The 20,654-nt window shown below is 51.8% G+C and carries 18 protein-coding genes and 1 tRNA gene; 15 read left to right on the top strand and 4 right to left on the bottom strand.

The annotated features are described in order from the left end of the window. The first annotated feature begins 6 nt into the window (after positions 1 to 6). The 7 genes from VGS28_04695 to VGS28_04665 all read left to right on the top strand — a co-directional run bounded on the left by VGS28_04695 (position 7) and on the right by VGS28_04665 (position 6,205). Entirely contained in the window at positions 7 to 1,548 is a 1,542-nt protein-coding gene (locus VGS28_04695) for a HAMP domain-containing sensor histidine kinase (protein ID HEV2413068.1), read from the top strand. Next, positions 1,511 to 1,930, top strand: coding sequence for a response regulator (locus VGS28_04690; protein ID HEV2413067.1), 420 nt, complete (start codon positions 1,511 to 1,513; stop codon positions 1,928 to 1,930). The genes VGS28_04695 and VGS28_04690 overlap by 38 nt, the downstream gene beginning before the upstream one ends. 55 nt (positions 1,931 to 1,985) lie before the next feature. Beyond that, a tRNA-Glu gene (locus tag VGS28_04685) sits at positions 1,986 to 2,061 on the top strand. Between the two features lie 105 nt (positions 2,062 to 2,166). Further along, positions 2,167 to 2,898 (top strand): hypothetical protein, encoded by a 732-nt coding sequence (locus VGS28_04680; GenBank protein ID HEV2413066.1) that lies wholly within the window; start codon positions 2,167 to 2,169, stop codon positions 2,896 to 2,898. A 1,099-nt stretch (positions 2,899 to 3,997) separates the two neighbouring features. Next, positions 3,998 to 4,705 (top strand): hypothetical protein, encoded by a 708-nt coding sequence (locus tag VGS28_04675; protein ID HEV2413065.1) that lies wholly within the window; start codon positions 3,998 to 4,000, stop codon positions 4,703 to 4,705. Between the two features lie 82 nt (positions 4,706 to 4,787). Next, positions 4,788 to 5,423, top strand: coding sequence for an undecaprenyl diphosphate synthase family protein (locus VGS28_04670; protein ID HEV2413064.1), 636 nt, complete (start codon positions 4,788 to 4,790; stop codon positions 5,421 to 5,423). An 80-nt stretch (positions 5,424 to 5,503) separates the two neighbouring features. Then, the gene (locus VGS28_04665) at positions 5,504 to 6,205 is read left to right on the top strand and encodes a Crp/Fnr family transcriptional regulator (GenBank protein HEV2413063.1); all 702 of its coding nucleotides are present in this window, start codon (positions 5,504 to 5,506) and stop codon (positions 6,203 to 6,205) included. Here VGS28_04665 and VGS28_04660 read toward each other — a convergent pair. Continuing rightward, positions 6,202 to 6,411: a DUF5652 family protein gene (locus tag VGS28_04660; GenBank protein HEV2413062.1), complete on the bottom strand. Its 210-nt coding sequence runs from the start codon at positions 6,409 to 6,411 to the stop codon at positions 6,202 to 6,204. The genes VGS28_04665 and VGS28_04660 overlap by 4 nt on opposite strands. 136 nt (positions 6,412 to 6,547) lie before the next feature. Here VGS28_04660 and VGS28_04655 point away from each other — a divergent pair, with 136 nt between their 5' ends. Genes VGS28_04655 through pth form a run of 5 tightly spaced genes read left to right on the top strand, consistent with a single transcriptional unit; the run spans position 6,548 to position 11,946 of the window. Further along, on the top strand, positions 6,548 to 8,290 hold the full coding sequence (locus VGS28_04655; GenBank protein HEV2413061.1) for an ATP-binding protein: 1,743 nt from the start codon (positions 6,548 to 6,550) through the stop codon (positions 8,288 to 8,290). 42 nt (positions 8,291 to 8,332) lie between these two features. After that, positions 8,333 to 9,268 carry a response regulator gene (locus VGS28_04650; protein ID HEV2413060.1) on the top strand — a complete coding sequence of 312 codons (936 nt, stop codon included), beginning with the start codon at positions 8,333 to 8,335 and terminating at the stop codon, positions 9,266 to 9,268. Then, positions 9,261 to 10,001 carry a pseudouridine synthase gene (locus VGS28_04645; protein ID HEV2413059.1) on the top strand — a complete coding sequence of 247 codons (741 nt, stop codon included), beginning with the start codon at positions 9,261 to 9,263 and terminating at the stop codon, positions 9,999 to 10,001. Before VGS28_04650 ends, VGS28_04645 begins: the two co-directional genes overlap by 8 nt. A gap of 45 nt (positions 10,002 to 10,046) precedes the next feature. Beyond that, entirely contained in the window at positions 10,047 to 11,393 is a 1,347-nt protein-coding gene (der, locus tag VGS28_04640) for a ribosome biogenesis GTPase Der (GenBank protein ID HEV2413058.1), read from the top strand. After that, complete coding sequence (pth, locus tag VGS28_04635) at positions 11,377 to 11,946, top strand: aminoacyl-tRNA hydrolase (protein ID HEV2413057.1); 570 nt, start codon at positions 11,377 to 11,379, stop codon at positions 11,944 to 11,946. The genes der and pth overlap by 17 nt, the downstream gene beginning before the upstream one ends. Before the next feature lies 1 nt (position 11,947). Here the strand turns inward: pth and VGS28_04630 are convergent, their stop codons facing one another. Beyond that, on the bottom strand, positions 11,948 to 12,466 hold the full coding sequence (locus VGS28_04630; protein HEV2413056.1) for a hypothetical protein: 519 nt from the start codon (positions 12,464 to 12,466) through the stop codon (positions 11,948 to 11,950). A 493-nt stretch (positions 12,467 to 12,959) separates the two neighbouring features. After that, a complete protein-coding gene (locus VGS28_04625) occupies positions 12,960 to 13,595 on the bottom strand; it encodes a hypothetical protein (GenBank protein ID HEV2413055.1) in 636 nt (211 codons plus the stop codon). A 246-nt stretch (positions 13,596 to 13,841) separates the two neighbouring features. On the opposite strand from VGS28_04625, the gene topA reads away from it, so the two are divergent. The 3 genes from topA (at position 13,842) to VGS28_04610 (ending at position 20,089) form a co-directional block, all read left to right on the top strand. After that, positions 13,842 to 16,172: a type I DNA topoisomerase gene (topA, locus tag VGS28_04620; protein HEV2413054.1), complete on the top strand. Its 2,331-nt coding sequence runs from the start codon at positions 13,842 to 13,844 to the stop codon at positions 16,170 to 16,172. A 230-nt stretch (positions 16,173 to 16,402) separates the two neighbouring features. Further along, positions 16,403 to 17,443 carry an HTH domain-containing protein gene (locus VGS28_04615; protein ID HEV2413053.1) on the top strand — a complete coding sequence of 347 codons (1,041 nt, stop codon included), beginning with the start codon at positions 16,403 to 16,405 and terminating at the stop codon, positions 17,441 to 17,443. A gap of 48 nt (positions 17,444 to 17,491) precedes the next feature. Beyond that, positions 17,492 to 20,089 (top strand): hypothetical protein, encoded by a 2,598-nt coding sequence (locus tag VGS28_04610; protein ID HEV2413052.1) that lies wholly within the window; start codon positions 17,492 to 17,494, stop codon positions 20,087 to 20,089. Positions 20,090 to 20,092: 3 nt separating this feature from the next. Here VGS28_04610 and VGS28_04605 read toward each other — a convergent pair whose 3' ends face one another. Then, positions 20,093 to 20,524, bottom strand: a complete 432-nt coding sequence (locus VGS28_04605; GenBank protein HEV2413051.1) for a hypothetical protein — start codon at positions 20,522 to 20,524, stop codon at positions 20,093 to 20,095. Positions 20,525 to 20,654: the final 130 nt, after the last annotated feature.

The following is a 20,654-nucleotide window of genomic DNA, read 5'->3' as shown; positions in this document are numbered from 1 at the left end:
AAGCATATGATTGGGCGATTTCTTAACTACTTTCGGACCGTCGCGACAGCACAGCTACTGCTTCAACAGCTTGTCAGCGCAGTTGTTGGTGGCGGGCTGGTTTGGATGTACGCACGCAGCAACCCGACCAACGGAGCGGGCGAGGTCATCTTGGCCGTCGTTGCCATCGTCTTTATCGAAGTCATCACAACCCCTCTGATTGTTTCCAAACTGATCAAGCCCGTTTCGACCATAACTCAGGCCATCCAGCATGTCTCTAGCGAATCGGGCGATATGCCGCCTCCCCAGGTTAACGATCGCCGATCCGAAAAGAGCGGTCTCAAAGCATTGGTGCAGGCCGTCTACCAGCTAGCGGTCAAGGACCCGCTCCTGAGTAAGCGCCTCGATAAGATGAACGCCCAGCAGAGCATCGCCTTGCCGCTGCTGACCCGATTACCGGTGGCCGTCATGGTCTTTAACCACGAAGATAGACTGATCTTCGGTAACGAGCTTTCACGCTCGCTATTCCCGGCGCTCAAAGATGGCAACTATACCTTCGATAGTCTTCATCTGCTCTTCCCACTGACGGCCAAGCTGACTGACTGGGTTAATAACTGCCGGCGAGACAAGATACAAGAGATTAGGATCTGGCAGCGGATAGGGGATAAGGAGCCCGGTCAGGCAGGTAGACGCATCTTCGACGTCGTAGCCCTTTACATGAAGAACGAACAGCATGGACTCGAGACAACACTTGTCGTTATCGACCGTACTGCCGAGTATGCCGCCAGCGATGAGTCTATGGACTTCATCGCTTTAGCCGCCCACGAGCTGCGCGGACCAATTACCGTTATTCGAGGCTACCTGGACGTTCTAGCCAACGAGTTATCGTCAAAGCTCGAACCGGATCAGCGGCAGTTGATCGAGCGGCTTGATGTCTCCGCCAGCCAGCTTGCAGGTTACATCAACAATATCCTTAACGTCGCCCGTTTTGACCACAACCATCTCTTTCTCCATCTTCAGGAAGAGGACTGGGGACAGCTCTTACGTGGCTACTTGCCGGACCTTGAACTCCGCGCCCATGCTCACCACCGTACGCTGACGTTGAAAGTCCCGGCCGACCTACCCAAAGTTGCTGCCGATATCAGCAGTATGCAGGAAGTCATCACCAACCTCGTCGACAACGCTATCAAATACAGCCGCGAGGGTGGCGAGATCGTTATCAGCGCCTACACTGACGGCGACTTTATCGAGACGACGGTCCAGGACTTTGGTATCGGCATACCACAATCGGTCGTCAGCCAGCTCTTTAAGAAGTTCTATCGTTCACACCGAAGTAGCTCGACGATAACAGGTACGGGTCTCGGTCTCTACCTCTGCAAAGCCATCGTCGAGTCTCATGGCGGCTCAATCTGGGTGCGCTCTGAAGAAGGTGAGGGTGCGACGTTCGGCGTCAGGTTACCGACCTATGCGTCGGTTGCTAAGCGTATGCAAAGTGAAGATAATAGCAATAAGGATGTAATTCGAGGCTCACATGGCTGGATCAAAAACCATACTTATTATCGAGGATGACCGCTTCATCAGTGAGATGTATGCGAGGACACTCGAAAAGGCCGGGTACGTGGTGGCTATCGCGACGACTGGCCAGGAGGGCATCGACACCGCCTTCAGAACACGTTTTGACGTTATCCTGCTCGATATCATGCTACCGATAAAACACGGCATGCAGGTGCTCAAGGAGATCCGTGAGAGCACCAATGAAAACGTCCGTGATGCCCGTGTCGTTATCATGACCAACTTTGACCAAGATGAGGAATCACGAGCGGTCATGCAGGCTCAGGCGGACGGATATCTTATCAAAGCCAATATTACGCCTAGTAAATTGGTCAAGATCATCGGTCAGCTATTCCCCCGTGAACCTGGAGCTAAAGACGTTCCTCAGGAACGCGTCTAAGCTAGACGTCCGCCCCTGTTTATGCTACCATTGCCAGTGTTTTTAAGGTGATTACGGCCCTATCGTCTAGTGGTCTAGGACATTGCCCTCTCACGGCGAAAACTCGGGTTCGACTCCCGATAGGGTCACCATAAGCATTTCAACCTCTGTGATTTTCACAGAGGCTTTTTATGTAAACTCCCGAAGACATCACTAATTCGATTCCCATAGCCACTCTGTTATGATATGGCTAGATTATGTCATCTCAGGAAAGCAGCAGCTCAAGTTCAAAGACTCCTCTTGACCTCTTTGTTATAGATCTCGAGAACCTAAATCACATTCAACGTAGCATCTTACATCATCTTTACATCAACGACTCCAGTGTGTATTCAGATCTAAAACCAAAAGAACTCACTGGCAACTCATTTAACTATCATCTTCGTCACGTGACGGAGCAGAATCTCGTCGAGAAGATAGGTGACAAGTACAGGCTCACCGCTAAAGGCCGACTCCTAGTAGACAGCGTGTCCCTAGAGAATATGAAGCTTAAACTACGCCCTACGTCTGGCATGTCGGTGATGTTACACTCGGGTCAACACGGTATATTGCTTTACGAATCTAAAAGAGCACCGCTTCGCGGGTTTACTGGTTTCCCCTTCGGTAAGCTCCGGCTAGGGGATAGTTTAGAAGGTACCTTTGAACGTATCTTAAATAAACGCAATATTAACCTTGAAACGGTTCTAAACGTTAAGGAGCTCGGGCTGGCTAACATCCGTTATTATGACCAAGGCCAGCTTGTGGCTCATCGGATGGTGACTGTCTGGTATGCCGACTACACTGGGCCATCGATAGTGACGGATACAATCCACGGTAGTAGCACATGGCTGAACGAACATGGGAGAGTACCAAACACACTTGCGGAAGTCGAAGCTTTTATTAACTGGCCAGTGGATAAAACCGTGATCGAACTTACGTCGCAACTTTCTTAGGTAAAACGGGTTACTCAACTTGGGTTAAATGATGGGGTAGGGTGTTCCTTGTAAACGGAATGTCTTGAAATGATCAACGAAGTAACCCGGTTTGAGTCAGTACCCCAAAGTAACTATCCAGTAGCAAAGATGCGCCCAAAATTGATCGGGAGTAGTGTGCATCTGTGGCTATCCGCAATAATTGATACCCGCCAACTTTCATTTGTAGAGCGAGAAGGTTTCCCTGGCCTGCGAACAAGGGTAGATAGCCAGCTTTCAGCATCAAGGCCACCGTGCGGAGAGGGTTGCCGTCTTAGTGTGAGGCTTGAAGGAGTTGAGGGAGGCATAGGAGAAGAGACAAGCCTACGTTTAAGGTGCCCATTGATAAGTACAGCGGTCAGGAAAGAAGCAAAGGCAAAAGGTGTGCGCTGCGAGCAACACCAGCAGCGTGTAGCACGATGGTTCGGTAGATGGGTCAGGGAGACCGCCCAAGCGATTAACGATACGGCGCTAAGGAGATCTGAAGTGAAGAGACAGCTAAATGCTATAGACGATACATTAAGGAGCCTGACGTGACATATTTTACAGGTCAAAGCCGGATCCATCTCTCACGGGGATGTGTATTTCCTGAGGTAACCGTCTTAATATCTCATACCATTCACTAATCTCAGGCAAGATACGGTTCCAATTCAACATGAGGTGGTTCACCAACGGGACTCTTCTGATAAAGAAGGGTCTTTTTTGATGGCTGCTAAGTTACCGAGAAGTTTGCAGCTTCAATTATTTGGGGTGGCGTACCGCGCTCGTTTTTTAGCAGTCTCCACATCGCGATTTTTAGGTTTGGCATCGGTCTTGAGATGGCTCAGTAGGTGGCTGGTCGTCTGTGATATGTCATCGACAGTTTGATTAAAAATACGCTCGTTTACCTTGGAAGGGCTACGAAACCCAGACAGTTTACGCACAAATTGTAGCGCTGCGTCGTGGACCTCATCTTCAGTGGGTGGTGGGTCAAAGTTGAAAAGCGGTTTGATACTCCTGCACATGCTGACTATTATGTCATATCGATAGATACGCCTTCATCACCGTGCGCTTTTAGTAAAACGATGGTATAGTATGTGTAATGAGCTACGAGGAACCGTCGGCTCTTAGAGAGCCGGTGCCAGCATACCTTACCGACTTCAGAGCGGTTGCATTGCGAGCTGCCATGGCTCGAGCTCCGTTCATAGACCTTTCTGAAGCCTTATCACCGCCACCTGGACTACCTGATGGATACAGCCGTGAAGATGGCTTCAAGGGCTTCGTTTCGCCTGCTGGGATTGACGTCATCGACAATGTCGTCTTCGCCAGAGAGCCCGCTAACTTTGAGGCTATGCTAATTATGGCGGGTTACGACAGAAAGGCAGCCGCGAGCGCAACCAGACGAATTGGGACGCGACTTGAGGCCATGACCATCCTGGGGGCAACCGCTCCTGCTTTTTTGTTGCACGTTATGGGTATGGAGACCAGCAGCGGCCACCCACGATATACTGTTGCGCTTGGTAGTAGAGCCACATTCCCTGAGAGATGGGAACACAGCCGACTCGCACATGCCGCAGTCTTGGCCTATCCGGAGCAGCTGACAGACGATGACCTTCGAGGGATTGACGCGCTACTCGGAGGTCCACACCTCCACCTTGGCGTGAAGGCAGTCGGTGCCCTGGCGTACTGGCATAACCAACACAATCGCGATACACCTCTGCCTGTCCCGCAGACGTACAAACCACCACGTATCGTTAGGATATTGAGTCGTATCCCTTATCCGGCTCATCCGGACCAACTTTCCGACTGATTTTTGCAGGGGAAATATTTATCCGATTGCCCCTGTTTAACCATTCTTGTACAATGAATCCTGTTTTTAGGAGTTTTCTTGGGTGAATATTCTTATTATCCCAGACGGTAACAGGCGATGGGCGCAGGAAAATGAAGTCGGCTTTGATGAAGCCTACAAACGCTGCGCTAGGAAGGTAGGAGAGTCATTTACCTGGCTTAAAAGACAAGGGATTGAAGAGGTCTGGGTGCTCGTCTGTACGACGAACAACCTTAAGAGGCCTTCTGAGCAAGTTGATTCGTATCTTAGTCACTTTCTTCATGTCCAAGACTATACCGACATACCCTTAACTTTTGAGGTGACCGGTAGCCAGCTACTCAGTGAGAAACATCGCGTTGGATATGAACAACTGCCAACCGCCAAGAGAGAGGGTGCGCTCCTTGTCCACTACCTAGTTGGTTGGTCGCTTGATAACGAAGTCGTCCGCCTCGTCAATCACTTTAAGGACATCGAGAGCGAGGTGACTCGAGATGATATCATCGAGCAGAGTGACATCAAGAAGCCGATCGATCTCATTATCCGGACTGGTAAGGTGAGTCGGATATCCGAAGTTGTCCCGTGGCACTCTCCATATGCCGAGGTTCGTTTCCTTGATCTCCTCTGGCCAGATGTCACCGACAGAGACTTAGAGGAGTCTATAGAGTTCTACGACTCCCAAGAACGACGCGCCGGATTGTGACGAATATCACCAAGTAGGGTTGTCTCCGAGTGTATAATGTATGTACATCTTGTTTACAACGCTACCCTGGGAGGTTCCGTATGCCAGATAAGAAGCGCCACCAGTGGCAGTCTCAGCTTGGGAAGGATACCGGTGACTTCAACATACCTGGCCTCTCAGAGATCTCGGAACGTATTCAATACAAAAAGCTTCAACAGATACCCGCACACTCCGGCTATAGTTACAGAATAGTCAGCGGGCTTATCAGTGCGTTCTCCGTCAATAAGGGAGACAAAAACTCTTTTGTCGTCTACGGGCCGGGCGAGTTCTTCGCCATGGAGTGGCTCGTCGGCAAGCTGACTGTCAGCACATTCTTTGAGGTCCTTGAAGACTGTGTTTTAGAGCGCTATCCGGACGAGAAGTTCAAAAAACTCCTGACGACTAACGCCGAGGCAACCTTTATGGTGCTCTGCCGACTCGTTAGGCAGTCGATGGTTTATAAGGCGAGGCTCGACAACCTCGAATACCAGTACGCCAGTCAGCGCCTGGCTTACCGAATCTTGCTACTTGGACGTCGCTTTGGTGTTAAGAGAGAGGATGGGGTCCTGCTGCCGCAACTAAGTAATCACCGGATGGCCAGAACGGTTAACCTGACACGAGAGAGCGTTAACCGTGAGCTGGCCAAGTTCGTCAAATTGGGGCTGATCCGCCTCGAAGACAACCACATTCTGATCGCTAACGAGCAGGGTCTGCGTGCACAGATCGTCTCGACCCCTCAGGATCTCTATCTAGATAACTTTTAGTTCTTCTTCTTGGTCTTTGGTTCGGTAAAGAGCAGGTAGAGAATCGGTAAGATACCGACACTGTTAATGATAAGCATGACCACGAACCAAGGCTTATCGCCTCGCTTGACAGCTCGCCATAGAGCCAGGCCTCGCCAGAATAGATCCCAGATGGCTAGCACGATCAGCCAGGTCAGCGCGGAATTGCTAATATTAATGTTTACCACAATCGTGTCCTCCTTGTTGGCTGTATGTATATATTAAATCACAACATGCTCATGTTTAGGCTAGGGGAGAGAGCGTTTGACCACTTGCTTCTCTTGAGGCGACCAGCCATAATAGGATAAACGCGATAGGAACTGGGTGGACGATTCAAATACAACAACGAGTCTCTTCTGGTATCGCCGTCTTTGTGAGATGGCCATTTTTCTGGGCATCCTGATCGTTCTTATCTACCTCTTATTGTCGAACGTTAAACACCAGAACAACTCACTTCTGCCAATGCCAATCCTGGTCCTTGGCGGAGTAACAATACTTCTTGGAATCATCTTCCGCCTTCTGAAGCCAAAGAAAGGCGTAGCTGGGGGATGGTACATCTATCCACTCGTCCTCGTAACAATAGGCACCCTTGTCGGAACGACCGGTGGGGCTGCTTCGCCCTTCATCGGCCTCTGGTTTGTGACTGAACTCATGGGGGCACCACTAGGCTTTGCCGGCATGTTCCTGCCGTTCATGGCTAACGCAGTTTACATCGTCTTTGCCGTCATGCTCCACTGGTTCCTCGGAACGACCGAACGGGTGATCGTTCTGCTAGCTGTCGCTCAGGTGCCGTTCCTGATAGGTTATGCGGCACATCGTCGCAATGTCTTCAAGAACATCGAGAAGAGTTCATCCCATGCTGAGGCGACCATCTCACACCTCTCCAACCGTCTCACCAACGTCTCATCACAGTCCGAAGTCATCGTCCAGTCGATCACCGACGGTGTCATGGTTGTCGACACCCAAGGTAGAGTTCAAGTCTTCAACCCGGCAGCCGCTCAGATGACAGGCTGGGATGAGAAGGAAGCACTCGATCTCGACTACAAGTCGATCATCAAGCTGACGACCGCACTCGACAAGGCAATGGCGGGCAGTGATCCGGTCCAGCAGGTCCTAGCCACCAACAAGCCTGGACAACCAATTGACCTAACACTGACGACCCGATCTGAAAAGAAGCTACTCGTCTCGCTCGTAGCTGCACCGATCACTAATCAGGATGGGACGAATAATGGTGTCATCGTCATCTTCCGTGATATCACCAAGGAGAGGGCCGAGGAGCGGCAGCAAGCCGAATTCGTCTCTACGGCCGCCCATGAAATGCGCACTCCAGTTGCCACGATCGAAGGTTACCTCTCGCTGGCTCTCAACCCTGCAGTAGCCCAGATCGACGATAAAGCCCGCGACTATATCACCAAGGCACATGAAGCCACCAACCACTTGGGGCGTCTCTTCGGTGATCTGCTGACTGTCTCCCGCGCCGATGACGGCCGCCTGACCAATAACCCGCAGATTATCGATCTCGTTGCCCTCATCCAGCAGCTCTGGGAAGGGCAGCAGACAAAGGCATCTCAGAAGCAGCTCGACTACCAGTTCATCCCGGCCCTCGGCAAGGCAGTCGATGGCGGTAAGATGGTCCTGCCGGTCTACTATGCCAACATCGACCCCGACCATCTGCGAGAAGTCATCAACAACTTGATCGACAATGCCATCAAATACACCAAGCAGGGGAGAGTGGCGGTCGACGTTAACGCTGACGACGCTAACATTACTATCTCAGTCCAGGACACCGGCCTTGGTATCGCCAAAGAGGATATCCCACATCTCTTCCAGAAATTCTACCGGGTCGACAGCTCAGACACCCGAGAGATCGGGGGAACCGGTCTGGGGCTTTACATCGCCAGACGAATCATGGAGCAGAGTGGTGGGCAGATCTGGGTTGAGAGTGAACTTGGTAAGGGGAGTACCTTCTTCTTGCAGATCCCAAGAGTCAGTAACGACCAGGCCGCCGTGGCCCAGAGTAACCAGCAGGCCGCGCCACAACTGGCGACCGCTAATGCTAAACCATAACCAGTATGTTATGCTAGGTATCAAGATATCCATGGAGCTTCAATGACAAAAATATTGCTTGTCGAGGATGATACAAGCCTCCGGGAAATTTATGGGGTACGCCTTCTGGCCGAGGGTTATGACATCGTCTCCGCCGGTGATGGCGAACAAGCCCTAGCCATGGCCATTAAAGAACGGCCCACGCTGATCATCACCGACATCATGATGCCCAAGATCAGTGGCTTTGATATGCTCGATATCTTGCGCTCAACAACTGAGACGAAGAACATCAAGGTGATCATGATGAGTGCCCTCGGCTCAGAAGAGAATAAGACCCGCGGTGAACGACTCGGTGCTGACAGATACCTTGTCAAGTCACAGGTGGGGATTGAGGATGTTGTCCACGTTGTGCATGAAGTCCTTGGTGATAGGCCAGCACAAGGAGCAACCCCGGCTGCACCTTCTACGCCTCCCGCGCCGACACCTACACCAACTCCGCCAAGTACTCCCGCTGCTCCAGCCGTACCCGCTACGCCTGGTCCCGTAACTCCACCGGCCACTCCCACTCCAGACCCAGCTCCAGTCACTCCGCCGACACCTACACCAACTCCGCCACCAGCCGTGACACCGATCCCTACGCCGCCGCCAGTCCCACCGCCGACTGACTCCTCCGATGACGATGAGGATGAGGAACCGCCATCGAGACGACAACGGATCATCCAGCCACTTAACGACATAAGCAAGAGCAAGATTGATATTCAGGCATTACTTGATAAGGAAGAGCAGAAGGAGGGTGGGGCCAGTGCAACTCCTATTCCGATCACCACTCCGCCACCAGCTGCCCCATCGGCACCACCGTCTGCCTCAGAGCTAAGCCCTGTTACTGCAGGCACTCCTACTCGAGGTGAGCCCTCTGCGCCTGTCATTCCTAATCTCCCAACACCGGCCGCAGCCGTCGCTCCAGCCGCCCCCGCACCACCAGTCGTACCAAATGTCTGACACCGATCTCCAAGATAGCTCAGAACGCTTAAACAAGATGCTGGCCGCCCACCTCGGCATTGGTAGACGCCAAGCGGATGAGCTTATTGAACGCAGGCACGTCCAAGTCAACGGCGAACAGGCACGACTCGGCCAGCGGGTCAGTGCGCTCGACAGTGTTATCGTCGACGGGCAGACGATCAGCTCGAAAAAGGCGCCACTCGTTTATGTGCTGCTGGATAAGCCGATCGGTTACGTCAGCAGCCGGGCAAAGCAGGGTGATACGCCAACCGTCTACGAACTGTTGCCAGATGAATACCAACACCTCAAGACTGTCGGGCGGCTCGACAAAGATACGTCGGGTCTACTCCTTATGACGAACGACGGTGACTTGGCGCTCCAGCTGACACATCCCCGTTTTGGAAAGCAGAAATCATATATCACGCTATTGGATCGGCCACTAGACCCAGCTCATCAGAAAACTATCACTACTAACGGGGTCGAACTGGCCGACGGCCAGAGCGTACTGGGCCTGGAAGAAATGCCTGGAGGTGATCGGCGTGAATGGCGGGTTACCATGAGTGAAGGACGTAATCGGCAGATCAGACGGACGTTTGCCGCACTTGGTTATACGGTTGTCCGTCTCCACCGTATTGAGTTTGGGCCCTGGTCAATTGACCAGCTTCACGGTCGCACCTTCCACGTCCTTGTCGACAACGAGCTCAAAGAGATCGACCATAGTTCGGCCAAATAGGGTCCGACCACTGTTAATAGATGTATTTTCAGATATAATGACGCTATGGCAACGACACTGCCCACTGTTGCAATCGTTGGTCGTACCAATGTTGGTAAATCAAGCCTCTTTAATCGCCTCGTAGGAGGTCAGCAGGCTATTGTCGCTAGGGAACCGGGGACCACGCGTGATCCTGTCGTTGGGCAGGTTGAGCACGATGGCTACCACTTCTGGTTGGTTGACACTGCCGGGCTCAAGCGAGCCGAAGATGAGTTTGAAGCCACCATCCAGGACCAGATTACTGACGCCGCTGAGAATGCGGACGTCATCTTAGTAATGGTTGAGGCAGATCTCTATCCGAGTGATGAGGATAAGCAAGTCGCTAAACAAGCCCTTAAGTCGAGAAAGCCCGTCATCCTTGTTATCAACAAAGTAGATAAGGGTGGCGCGCTTGATAACAGTGAGTTCCTACGCCTTGGTGTCAAGGTGATTATCCGAACGTCAGCCCATCACAACAGGGGTACTGGCGAGTTATGTGACGCCATCGTCGAGCATATTCCCAAGAAGCAAGCAATCGATCGTACGAATACCCTCAGTATTGCCCTCATCGGCCGTCCTAACGTTGGTAAATCAAGCCTCTTTAATGCGCTGGCTGGTAAACAGCAGGCCTTGGTCTCACAAAAGGCGGGGACCACACGGGATATCGGCCATGTAGATATTAAGTATCACCAGCGAACAGTCGAGCTTCTCGACACAGCCGGAGTCAGACGAAGCGGTAAGATAGAGCAGGGGATTGAGAAGTTTAGCGTTCTGAGGACCCTGCAAGCCATAGAATCAGCCGATGTCTGTCTTCTTCTCATGGATGTCAACGAATTGAATGTTGCCCTCGATCAGAAGTTAGCGGGCATCATTAAGGAAGCTGGCAGAGGGCTTATCATCGTCGTGACTAAGTGGGACAGTTTCGAGAAAGATACACACACCCACGGCACGATCACCGCGAAGGTAAGTAGTGAGTTCAGTTTTGTACCCTGGGCACCACTCATCTTCACCAGTGCAGTTACAGGTCAAAACGTGACCAAGCTTCTAGACATAGCTACAGAGATAGATGAGCGACGCAAGCGTGTCATCCCAACTTCCCAGTTAAACCGCATACTACAGGAAACCACTAAAGCGCACAGCCCCGTCGGTTTCAGAAACCGGCCACCTCGTCTTCGCTACATAACGCAGACGGATACTGGGCCTCCATACTTCAGCATCTTCGGCAATAATACCAAGTTCTTACACTGGAGCAGCCGCCGTCAGCTCGAAAGACGGCTCCGAGATGCATTCGACTTTACTGGCACACCCATTAAACTATTCTTTAGAGACACCAAAGACGAAAAGGAGCACCCGTATCGTGCCGCAAAAGATTAAGCTCATAGTCGGTCTTGGCAATATAGGTCAGATGTATCAAGGGACGAGACACAATGTCGGGTTCATCTGTCTTGACGAGTATGCCGCCGAACATAGCCTAGTCTGGCAGGAGAGGCCGAAGTTTGATGCCTTCGTAGCCGAGACCCAGCAAGATGACAACCGTCTTGTATGCATCAAGCCAACGACCTACATGAACAATTCTGGCAAGGCCGTAAGGGCAATTAAAGACTTCTATAAGTTAGATAATGGCCAGATTTTAGTCGTTCACGATGAACTTGACCTCCCATTCGGGACGATCCGAACCCGTCTAGGAGGATCGCACGCCGGCAATAAGGGGGTGCTCTCTGTATCTCAATCTATCGGGGAAGACTTTCTGCGTATCCGCTGCGGCATAGCCAATGAACAGAGTAGCTCTGAGCCGGCTGAGCAGTTCGTCCTGGCGCGCTTTAACCCCGAAGAGATGAAGCAGATGGATAGTATAAAAAGCCATGTGGCTTCACTGATAGATAAGTTCCTTAACGACTCACTGCTAGCAGATACGGCCAAAGTTTAAACTAAGCAGCTCGTGTAACAGTTCTACCTAAATCAACAAGAGCGCGTTGTAGACTGGTTAGAGCTTGGGTTTCGGATTTATATAGGAATCTAATCCCTAAATCAAATTGGGGGCGCTGGACGCTAAACCAGATTGTCCTGCCACCTACCAGATCGGTCATTGAGCTCAAATCAATGACATCCCGCTTACTTCTCATGTAGTCGCCGTCAGGTCCAAAAAGGAGATAATTGCAGAAGATTCGCAGTCGTCCTGCGGGTGTCGGGTCAGCATATGCGTCAAAGTCACTCGTAACCTCACACACATCTGGCGGAAGTGCGGCCCGGAGACGAGTCGCCTTTGAACCTAGTACATGGTGGGCCGTTATGCGTCGTAGGGCAATCTCCAACCCTTCGTGCTGCGTATGGGGGATCGCGTAGAAAATGTATGGGCCATCCTGCATGCTGATATCGCCACGCAAGAGTCTCCCTCGATCGTGAAGACGTTCTCGTGCCCATAGCTGTTCTTGTGCATCCCGCGTCATATGCAACAAGGATCCATTATATAGCCGACTGGTGAGAATCAGCTGAGGTCAGAAATCAAAAGTGCCCAGTAGGGGTGGGCACTACTGGGCACTCTAGACCCTTTAACCCACCCATGTAGGGCATGACGACCACCTCATACTCGATATAATAGGATCGTTTGGTTAAAGGGGTTAGTTTGCAAGCAACGCATGTTTGGCATCTCAATTAAGAGGTACCTACCGCGCAAGATAAGTGGAGGGATACTTTGTCGAGCGCACGTTGCATGCAATCTAACATAAGTTAGAATTGGGGGGTATAAGGTGCATAAGCAACTTAAATCGTGCTTACCGCGTGTATATTAACACTGTGTTCTATTTATGTCAATAACTATTTGAATATTTATTAGACAAATTCAATATTGAATATAGTAAGGTTAAGCACTTTTACAGAAGTCGAATGTCACTTGTAATACTGAGATACGATTGCATTATAGATGTGTAAGTAATGCGTAGATTAGGCTGCGACACGAACCGGCATCATAGTCTGTGCACTCTTAGCAGCTGCAACGGGCTCATCGTCCACGGGGTCAAAGACTAGTACATCTATGACAACTCCAATCACTTGGCCGTCCGGGCCTCGTAGAGCACGGGTGGTCACCTCGTGACTCAACTCAACGACAAGCCTCAAGCCACGGCGACCAAGCTGCTCGCCGGCTAATTGAGCCCGCTTGTCAGCTTCCGGGTCATCTTTCTTAACAGCAGGCTTAACAGCAGGCCTGGTCTGTCTTTCGAGCTTTGCTCTCCGAGCAGCAGCAAGATCAGAACGCAGGCGTCGCAGCGTCCTCTCATCAAGTGGGCTGGTAACCTGCATAGTCGTAATGGCCGCAGGAGGCCTAATAACATCGGCGGTTACAAGACAGCCAAGTTGAGTGGAGGCTTCAGTAGCCGTTCTGGGCAGAGGAGGCACGGGTGCTTCGATTCCGAGAGAGGCAAGCTCTGCAGCAAGTTGGGCATCACCGAGCTCATCAGGCTTTCCGAGTGCATTTGTCGCCAACTCACTAAAGACAAGTCGGCTCGTATCACCGGCGCCCAGACAACGGAGCACATCACGTCCCATGGCAACATCTCGCGCTTCAGTGACAGAGAACACGGCTACATTGTGCCTGTCACTTACCATCGCTGTTTCTTGAAAGGGGGCAATCATTCCACGCTCCGTTACCATTTTAGATACCACTCGTGTGATGACGAGCACCATATCAGACAATAACTACTGCTATTTGTACACCTAACATGTGTATAAATCAAGATGCATTTGCTTTTTTGCAAGGCTAATTTTGAAAGATTATCAGAGACAGCATTGCAATGTGAGCAAAAATCGGTACATTAATATAAGCTTATGGCGAAAAACGTAATCATTGTTGAGTCACCTTCAAAAGCAAAAACGATTGAACGGTTCTTGGGTAAGGACTTCGACGTGCTCTCAAGTGTGGGCCATATTCGGGACATCCCCACCAAGAAGACTAAGGGCGGGAAGCCCCCGATCGATATAGCCCACGGCTTTGAGCCAACTTACGAGATTGACCCCGAGAAGAAGGCCATCATCGCCGACCTGAAGAAGGCCATCAAGGGTAACAAGAAAGTTTACCTAGCAACTGATGGTGACCGTGAAGGAGAGGCGATAGCCTGGCATCTTACCCAGGTACTCGGTCTTGATCCCAAGACGACACCACGTATCGTTGTTCACGAGATTACCAAGCCAGCTATTGAAGAGGCCCTTGAACACCCCCGGACGATCGACTTTGATCTGGTTGACGCTCAGCAAGCTCGTCGTATCCTTGACCGACTTGTCGGTTTTGAGCTCTCTCCGGTGGTTCAACGAAAAGTCCCGGGCGGACGTTCGGCCGGACGCGTCCAGTCGCCAGCCGTTCGGCTGATCGTAGAACGCGAAAATGAGATCAAGGACTTCAAACCAGAGATCAGTTATAAGACGACCGCCGATTTCGTCCTGAAGACCAAGGACGCTTTGCCTGCCGAGCTCAACACCAAGTTCGACACCGAGAAGAAAGCCCAGACATTTCTGGAGGCCCTCAAAGGAGCCACCTTTACTATCAGTGACATCGCCACCACGCCGGGAACTCGCAATCCGAACGCGCCGTTTACGACCTCGACATTGCAGCAGGAAGCGGCCAGCCGCCTCGGCTACTCGGTCAAACGGACCATGACTGCCGCCCAGCGGCTCTACCAAGCCGGTAAGATCACCTACATGCGCACCGACTCAGTCAATTTGAGCCCGATCGCTATCAAGGCCATGCAGGAGTACATCGCCAAAGAGTACGGTCAGAAGTACTCGCAGACCCGCGTCTTTAAGACGAAGTCGATCAATGCTCAAGAGGCCCATGAGGCCATCCGCCCAGTAGACGTCAAAGTTACACACGCCAGCGACGATGCGACAGAGCAGAAGCTCTACGACCTTATCCGCCGCCGCACACTGGCGTCTCAGATGACCCCTGCGCAGCTCGAGAGAACGACCATCACTATCACCATCTCAACCCGCAAGGAACTCTTCGAAGCCAAGGGCGAGATAGTTCTATTTGACGGTTTCCTAAAGGTCTACGGTGACATCATCAAGAAAGAAGAGGTGCTTCTGCCCAAGATTCAGGTCAAGGAGAAGATCAGCCTGAAAGAGGCGGTCTCAAGACAGATCTTCAGCCGACCTCCGGCCCGCTACACCGAAGGAAGCCTCGTTAAAAAACTCGAGGAACTCGGTATCGGCCGACCAAGCACCTACGCGACGATTATTTCGACCATCCAGACTCGTGAATACGTTACCAAGGGGATCAGCGAGGGGGTTGAGAGGCCGTTCCAACAACTCATCTTCAGAGACGGCACCGTCACAACTACCACCGAAGTCGAGAATACCGGCTCAGACAAGGGCAAGCTGATCCCAACGGCCAGCGGATCGATCGTCAACGGCTTCCTAAACGACCACTTCGATAAGATCGTCGACTACGACTTTACAGCCGACGTCGAAGAGGAGTTCGACAAGATCGCCGACGGCAAAGAGAAACGAGAGGCTATGCTGAAGGCCTTCTACGGACCGTTCCATAAGACCATAGAAGCAGCAGGAGAACTGACGCGCGCCGAAACGACCAAGACACGCGAACTCGGCAAGGATCCTAAAACAGGGAGGATCGTCTCCGCTCGGCTTGGTAGATTCGGGCCAATGGTTCAGGCAGGTGAGAGCGAGGATGAAGAGAAACCTCACTTTGCCTCTATTCCGCCCGAGCTATCGGTCGACACCATCACTCTCGAGCAGGCCCTCGAGCTACTCGTTCTGCCGCGGACCGTCGGGAAGAGTCCGTCAGGCGACGATGTGATCGTCACAAGTGGCCGGTTTGGTCCCTATGCGCGAGTCGGCAAGGAGACTGTCTCTCTTAAAGACGAGGATCCTTACACCGTTGACCTCGAGACCGTCCTCGAGCACCTCAAAGCCAAAGAGGAGCTTCAGGCCCAACGGGTCATCGCCGACTTCGGCAAGATCAAGATTCTCAGAGGTCGGTTCGGCCCCTACGTGACCGACGGCACCAAGAACGCTCACGTCCCCAAAGAGACCGACCCCGAGAAGATAACCGAAAAAGAAGCCGCTGAGCTTCTCAAAGACGCCAAAGCTGCTCCTAAAAAGAGAACCCGCAGACGAGCCAAATCGACTACCAAATCTAAAAAATAAGATCAGGTATAGCGTCACTTCGCCATTTCACTAAACAGGGGTGGGTGTGATTTTGCCAACAGGCAAGTTGACAATTTTCACTCTGTTCTACCCTGTTAGTTTATATTCCAAGATTTTGTAGGCAAGTAACAAAATAAATGCTATAATTGTATGCATAAAGTTCTTGACTCTGGAGGGAATATGTTTTATAATCAATTTAGTTTTATTGAGAGAAAGAATTTCCTCTAGAGATGGAAGAGCAGACACCCACAACTACTGAGCCTGATATTGAGCAAGCAGTCAAAGATATATTGGCTGTCATTGAGCGCGAACGCGAGCGAGAGATCGTTGCCCGACGCTTTGGCCTCTACGACCGCAAAGAGACCCTCGAACAGATAGGGGAGATGCTCGGTATCACCCGTGAGCGTGTCCGGCAGCTTGAGAAGGCAGTTATGATCCGCCTCCGAATAGCTGCTGCAAGCGACCTTCCTCACACCGCCCAGATCGAAAAGTACCTGATCCGACAGCTACACGAGATGGGCCGAGTAGCCCGCATGAGCGATCTAACCGCTCGAATCATCGAGAACCCAACCGAGCGGCACAAGGCACATGTTGCTTTCCTGGCAACACTGGCTCCTAACCTGGTTGTCGTCGAAGAGAACGATGACTACTACTATGCCGTCGGTATCGCTGAGCATCACGACGAGAAGAAGATCAAGCAGTATGTCGACGAGATCGTCGAAACCATCAAAGAGTACGGTCAGCCGGTTACCGTCGAACAGCTCCACGAGAAGCTCAATCACGAGCACCCGGATCACGTCCGGGCCCTCGCAAGTATCAGCAAGCAGCTGGCTAATCTGAAGGACCATTGGGGTCTCGTCCGCTGGCCACGCGTCAATCCCAAGAACATCCGAGACAAGATCTACGTCATCTTGGATGAAGCTGGTAAGCCGATGCACTTCGAGGAGATCGCCAAGGCTATCCGTTCCTCAGACTTCAAGCGCAAAGACGTTACCGTTCAGGCTATTCACAACGAACTGATCAAAGATGGTCGTTTCGTCCTGATTGGCCGTGGTATCTACGCTCTCAAGGAGTGGGGTTACAAAAAGGGAACCGTTGCTGATATCATTGCAGATGTACTTAAAGAGGCAGGCGAACCCCTGCACCGAGATGAGATCGTACGTCGCGTGCTTAAGCACCGCCAAGTAAAAGAGACTACCATCCTTCTGAACCTCCAGGGCAAGCCGCAGTTCAAGCGTGTCGCCAAAGCAACTTACACACTCGCCAAGTAGGCACGTCACCGAACCTGCTGCTTTGTTTGAGTTGGAGAGATCCAGGGCATGATACATGAAGTTCTGGACTGGCTACTGCGCGTTCTTAGCACCTGGTGGGTCTGGCTACCAGTTGTTGTTGTCCTGCTCTTTTTGACCCTACAGAACCATCGACGAATCAAACACGCCAGTAATACTGAACATGTTCTGCTGGCTCTCGAGGTACCTAAAAGTCACGGGCGAGAAGGACCAGCTGCCGAAGAGCTCTTCGCCAACCTCCATAACATGCTCCGAACCACTCGTGAGCTGGTTGCCGACGGAGGTACTCAGGACCACCTCAGCTTCGAAATTGTCTCTGTTGGTGACCAACTTCGCTATCTGATCTGGACCCCAGCCCATCTGCAGAGCTTCGTCGAAAGCCAGATCGGAGCTGCATATCCAGAGGCAACATTACGCCTCCAGGATGAGGACTACGCCAGCAGGAGCACGAACGGTCAGACCGTACGAGTTGCAGAACTCAACCTTATACACAACGACGCTCTGCCGATCAAGACTTACGGTAGTTTTGAGGAGGATCCTTTAAATGCCCTCCATAACGCGCTATCCAAGATCGACAAGGATGAGGAGGTTTGGATACAGACCCTCGTTAAACCGGTCGGGGACACCCTGGAACGCAGAAGCGCCAAGTACATCCATCATCTGCGCTCTGAGACCCACGTTGGTGGGGAGGAGGTGATGAACTTCCTGATGAGTATGCTCAAAACGCTCTGGGAGCCACCCCAGCACAAGGGACCGTCTGAGCCATCCGAGAAAGACAAGACCCGAATCGCTGAAGCAGAGCAGAAGAGCTCCAAACCTGCTTTTCAGGTCAAGATACGGATACTCTACGTTGGACGCCATCATCATATGGCCAGACAGCGCCTCCAGGACGTCATAGGTGCGTTCAAACAGTTCAACCGTCTCGATGGTAACGGTTTCAGTCAGAAGGCGCTTACAGGCGATATAGAGGCGCTAGCGGCCTATCGGGCGCGTTTCTTTCTAGATAGAGGCTTCTTACTTAATAGCGAGGAGCTGGCCACTCTCTTCCATCTGCCATATTCAGAGGTCGACAGTGCCAATATCAGCTGGGCGGATATGAAAGCAGTCAAGCTGCCGTCTTCAGTGCCCCAAGTGAACGATGAGGAGGCATCTGGTGGTCACGTCAGTCTCTTCGGCATCACACGCTCGCAGACGCACGACATTCAGTTTGGCGTCAACAGATCCGACCGAATGCACCATATCTACGTGACCGGCCTGAAAGGCGGGGGGAAGACCAAGCTTCTCGAACTTCTGGCGCTCTCAGATCTCTACCACAACCAAGGCTTTGCCATCTTCGACCCCAATGGGGGAATGGTCGATAGTAGTCTGCGGTATGTCCCATCTTCAAGAATCAACGAGGTCGTCTACTTTAATGTGGCAGACAGTGAATTCCCGATAGCCTTCAACCCCTTCGATCTCACCGAACCGGCCCTGAAAAGCCAGATGGCAACCGAGCTGATCGCCGTCTTTAAGAAGACGCTCCTTAAAGACCACTGGCAGCCACAGCTCGAGTACATACTTCGCTGTACGATTCTGGCACTTCTCGAGTACCCCAGAGGCACTCTGCTGGACGTCAGTCGCATGCTATTCGACGAGAAGTTCCGGGTTCACGTTCTCGAGTACGTCACCGATCCTATTGTCGTCAACTTCTGGAAGACAGACTTTGTTACGTGGGATAGCCAGTTTAGAAGCGACGCTATCGGTCCGATCATCAGTAGGATGGGGGCATTTACCTCCAACCCGATGATCCGCAATATCGTCAGCCAGGAGAAAACCTCCTTCAACTTCAGACGGATCATGGACGGTGGGCAGATCTTCGCTGCCAATCTTGCCGTCAACTGGCTCGGCGAGGAGAACGCTTCAACTCTTGGAGCTCTCCTAATCGCTCATATGCATATCGCCAGTATGTCGAGGTTCGCAAACAGCCATGGCATTATGCCGAGACCATTCTACGTTTACATCGACGACTTTCAATATTTCATCACCGACTCGTTCGCTGAGATCCTGGCCGAAGGAGCGGTTCATGGTACATACATGACGATCAGCAACCCACGTCCATCGCAGGTCGCGCCCGTCTTTCGCGAAGCCGTTTTCGGTAACTTTAACACCGTCATTGCCTTCAAACTCTTCGGTAACGACAGTAGCTTGCTGAAGCAGTATTTTAGTCTGAACTTCGACGAAAGCGAGTTAACCGAACTGCCGGAACGTCACTTCGTCGTCTCGATGTTTATTGATGGTCAGCGGGCAAGTGCATTTTCAGGACGGGTGTTAACGCTGCCACCCATTCACCAGGACTATCTAGCCCATATCATGGAACGGGCCCGCGTTGCCTATGGTAGGTCCCGTAAAGAGGTTGAAGCGAGCACCCAGAGGCGGCTGACAGAGGACTATACGAAACGACCCCAGTTACACTCGAGAGAGATATCAGTCGGCAGACGGGTCTCACAAGCGGCCCAGTCAACCACTCGACAACGCCCAGCTCAGAAGAAGACTCGTACCGTCGAGGCTTCCTGGCAACACCGTCAGATGCCACAGCACAGGGTGGGAGATGGCGACGACCAAGAGATGGTCTTCCAGATCAGACGCTAGATCTCAGTGCTCAGGTGAACCGCTATGGTTATGGCAGCTCACCAAGGAATAGAAATCGTTTGAACCGAAATTGCCAACGGCAATGTAGTTATAGGCAGCAAAGCAGAGCGCACCCCATGTCTGGGGCCCGACCGCACCATTGGCGGCACCAGCATATTTGGCGAAGAGTGGACTGCTTTGGAAGTATTCGATCTCAGTCGCCGTTTTTGCGTTGAAGTATCCGTTTGCCGGAATCTGCGTGCCGCTATATCTATTGCCACCGTAACTGTTCTTCAGGTCACTTGTAACGCCGTCGAGGATCCCCTGGACATCTTTCACGCATACAGAGTAGTGGGTCTGCTGGTATGATGAGTCGTTATATTGATGAGCAACACAGTCAGCAGCCGTTGGTGTGTTGTCGAGCGTTAAAATATAGGCTACCGTTAGCCCAAACATGACTAGAAAGACAACGGGGAGCAGTACTGTATGAGATAACAGATAAGTCTTGAGGGTCTTGATACTGTTTCGGGAGGAGTTTCTCTTCTTGGAGACCACGGTTGCTATCTGTTTTAAGTGCTTGTGATTT

The sequence above is a fragment of the Candidatus Saccharimonadales bacterium genome (assembly GCA_035945435.1).
Classification (GTDB): domain Bacteria; phylum Patescibacteriota; class Saccharimonadia; order Saccharimonadales; family DASZAF01; genus DASZAF01.
This window is presented reverse-complemented; position numbering and strand designations above follow the sequence as displayed.

What these genes read in the sequence shown, in the direction of transcription:
- VGS28_04695 (HEV2413068.1), top strand. Translation starts at nt 7, where the DNA reads ATGATTGGGCGATTTCTTAACTACTTTCGGACCGTCGCGACAGCACAG.
- VGS28_04690 (HEV2413067.1), top strand. Translation starts at nt 1,511, where the DNA reads ATGGCTGGATCAAAAACCATACTTATTATCGAGGATGACCGCTTCATC.
- VGS28_04680 (HEV2413066.1), top strand. Translation starts at nt 2,167, where the DNA reads ATGTCATCTCAGGAAAGCAGCAGCTCAAGTTCAAAGACTCCTCTTGAC.
- VGS28_04675 (HEV2413065.1), top strand. Translation starts at nt 3,998, where the DNA reads ATGAGCTACGAGGAACCGTCGGCTCTTAGAGAGCCGGTGCCAGCATAC.
- VGS28_04665 (HEV2413063.1), top strand. Translation starts at nt 5,504, where the DNA reads ATGCCAGATAAGAAGCGCCACCAGTGGCAGTCTCAGCTTGGGAAGGAT.
- VGS28_04650 (HEV2413060.1), top strand. Translation starts at nt 8,333, where the DNA reads ATGACAAAAATATTGCTTGTCGAGGATGATACAAGCCTCCGGGAAATT.
- VGS28_04645 (HEV2413059.1), top strand. Translation starts at nt 9,261, where the DNA reads ATGTCTGACACCGATCTCCAAGATAGCTCAGAACGCTTAAACAAGATG.
- der (HEV2413058.1), top strand. Translation starts at nt 10,047, where the DNA reads ATGGCAACGACACTGCCCACTGTTGCAATCGTTGGTCGTACCAATGTT.
- VGS28_04630 (HEV2413056.1), bottom strand. Translation starts at nt 12,466, where the DNA reads ATGACGCGGGATGCACAAGAACAGCTATGGGCACGAGAACGTCTTCAC.
- topA (HEV2413054.1), top strand. Translation starts at nt 13,842, where the DNA reads ATGGCGAAAAACGTAATCATTGTTGAGTCACCTTCAAAAGCAAAAACG.
- VGS28_04615 (HEV2413053.1), top strand. Translation starts at nt 16,403, where the DNA reads ATGGAAGAGCAGACACCCACAACTACTGAGCCTGATATTGAGCAAGCA.
- VGS28_04610 (HEV2413052.1), top strand. Translation starts at nt 17,492, where the DNA reads ATGATACATGAAGTTCTGGACTGGCTACTGCGCGTTCTTAGCACCTGG.
- VGS28_04605 (HEV2413051.1), bottom strand. Translation starts at nt 20,524, where the DNA reads ATGTTTGGGCTAACGGTAGCCTATATTTTAACGCTCGACAACACACCA.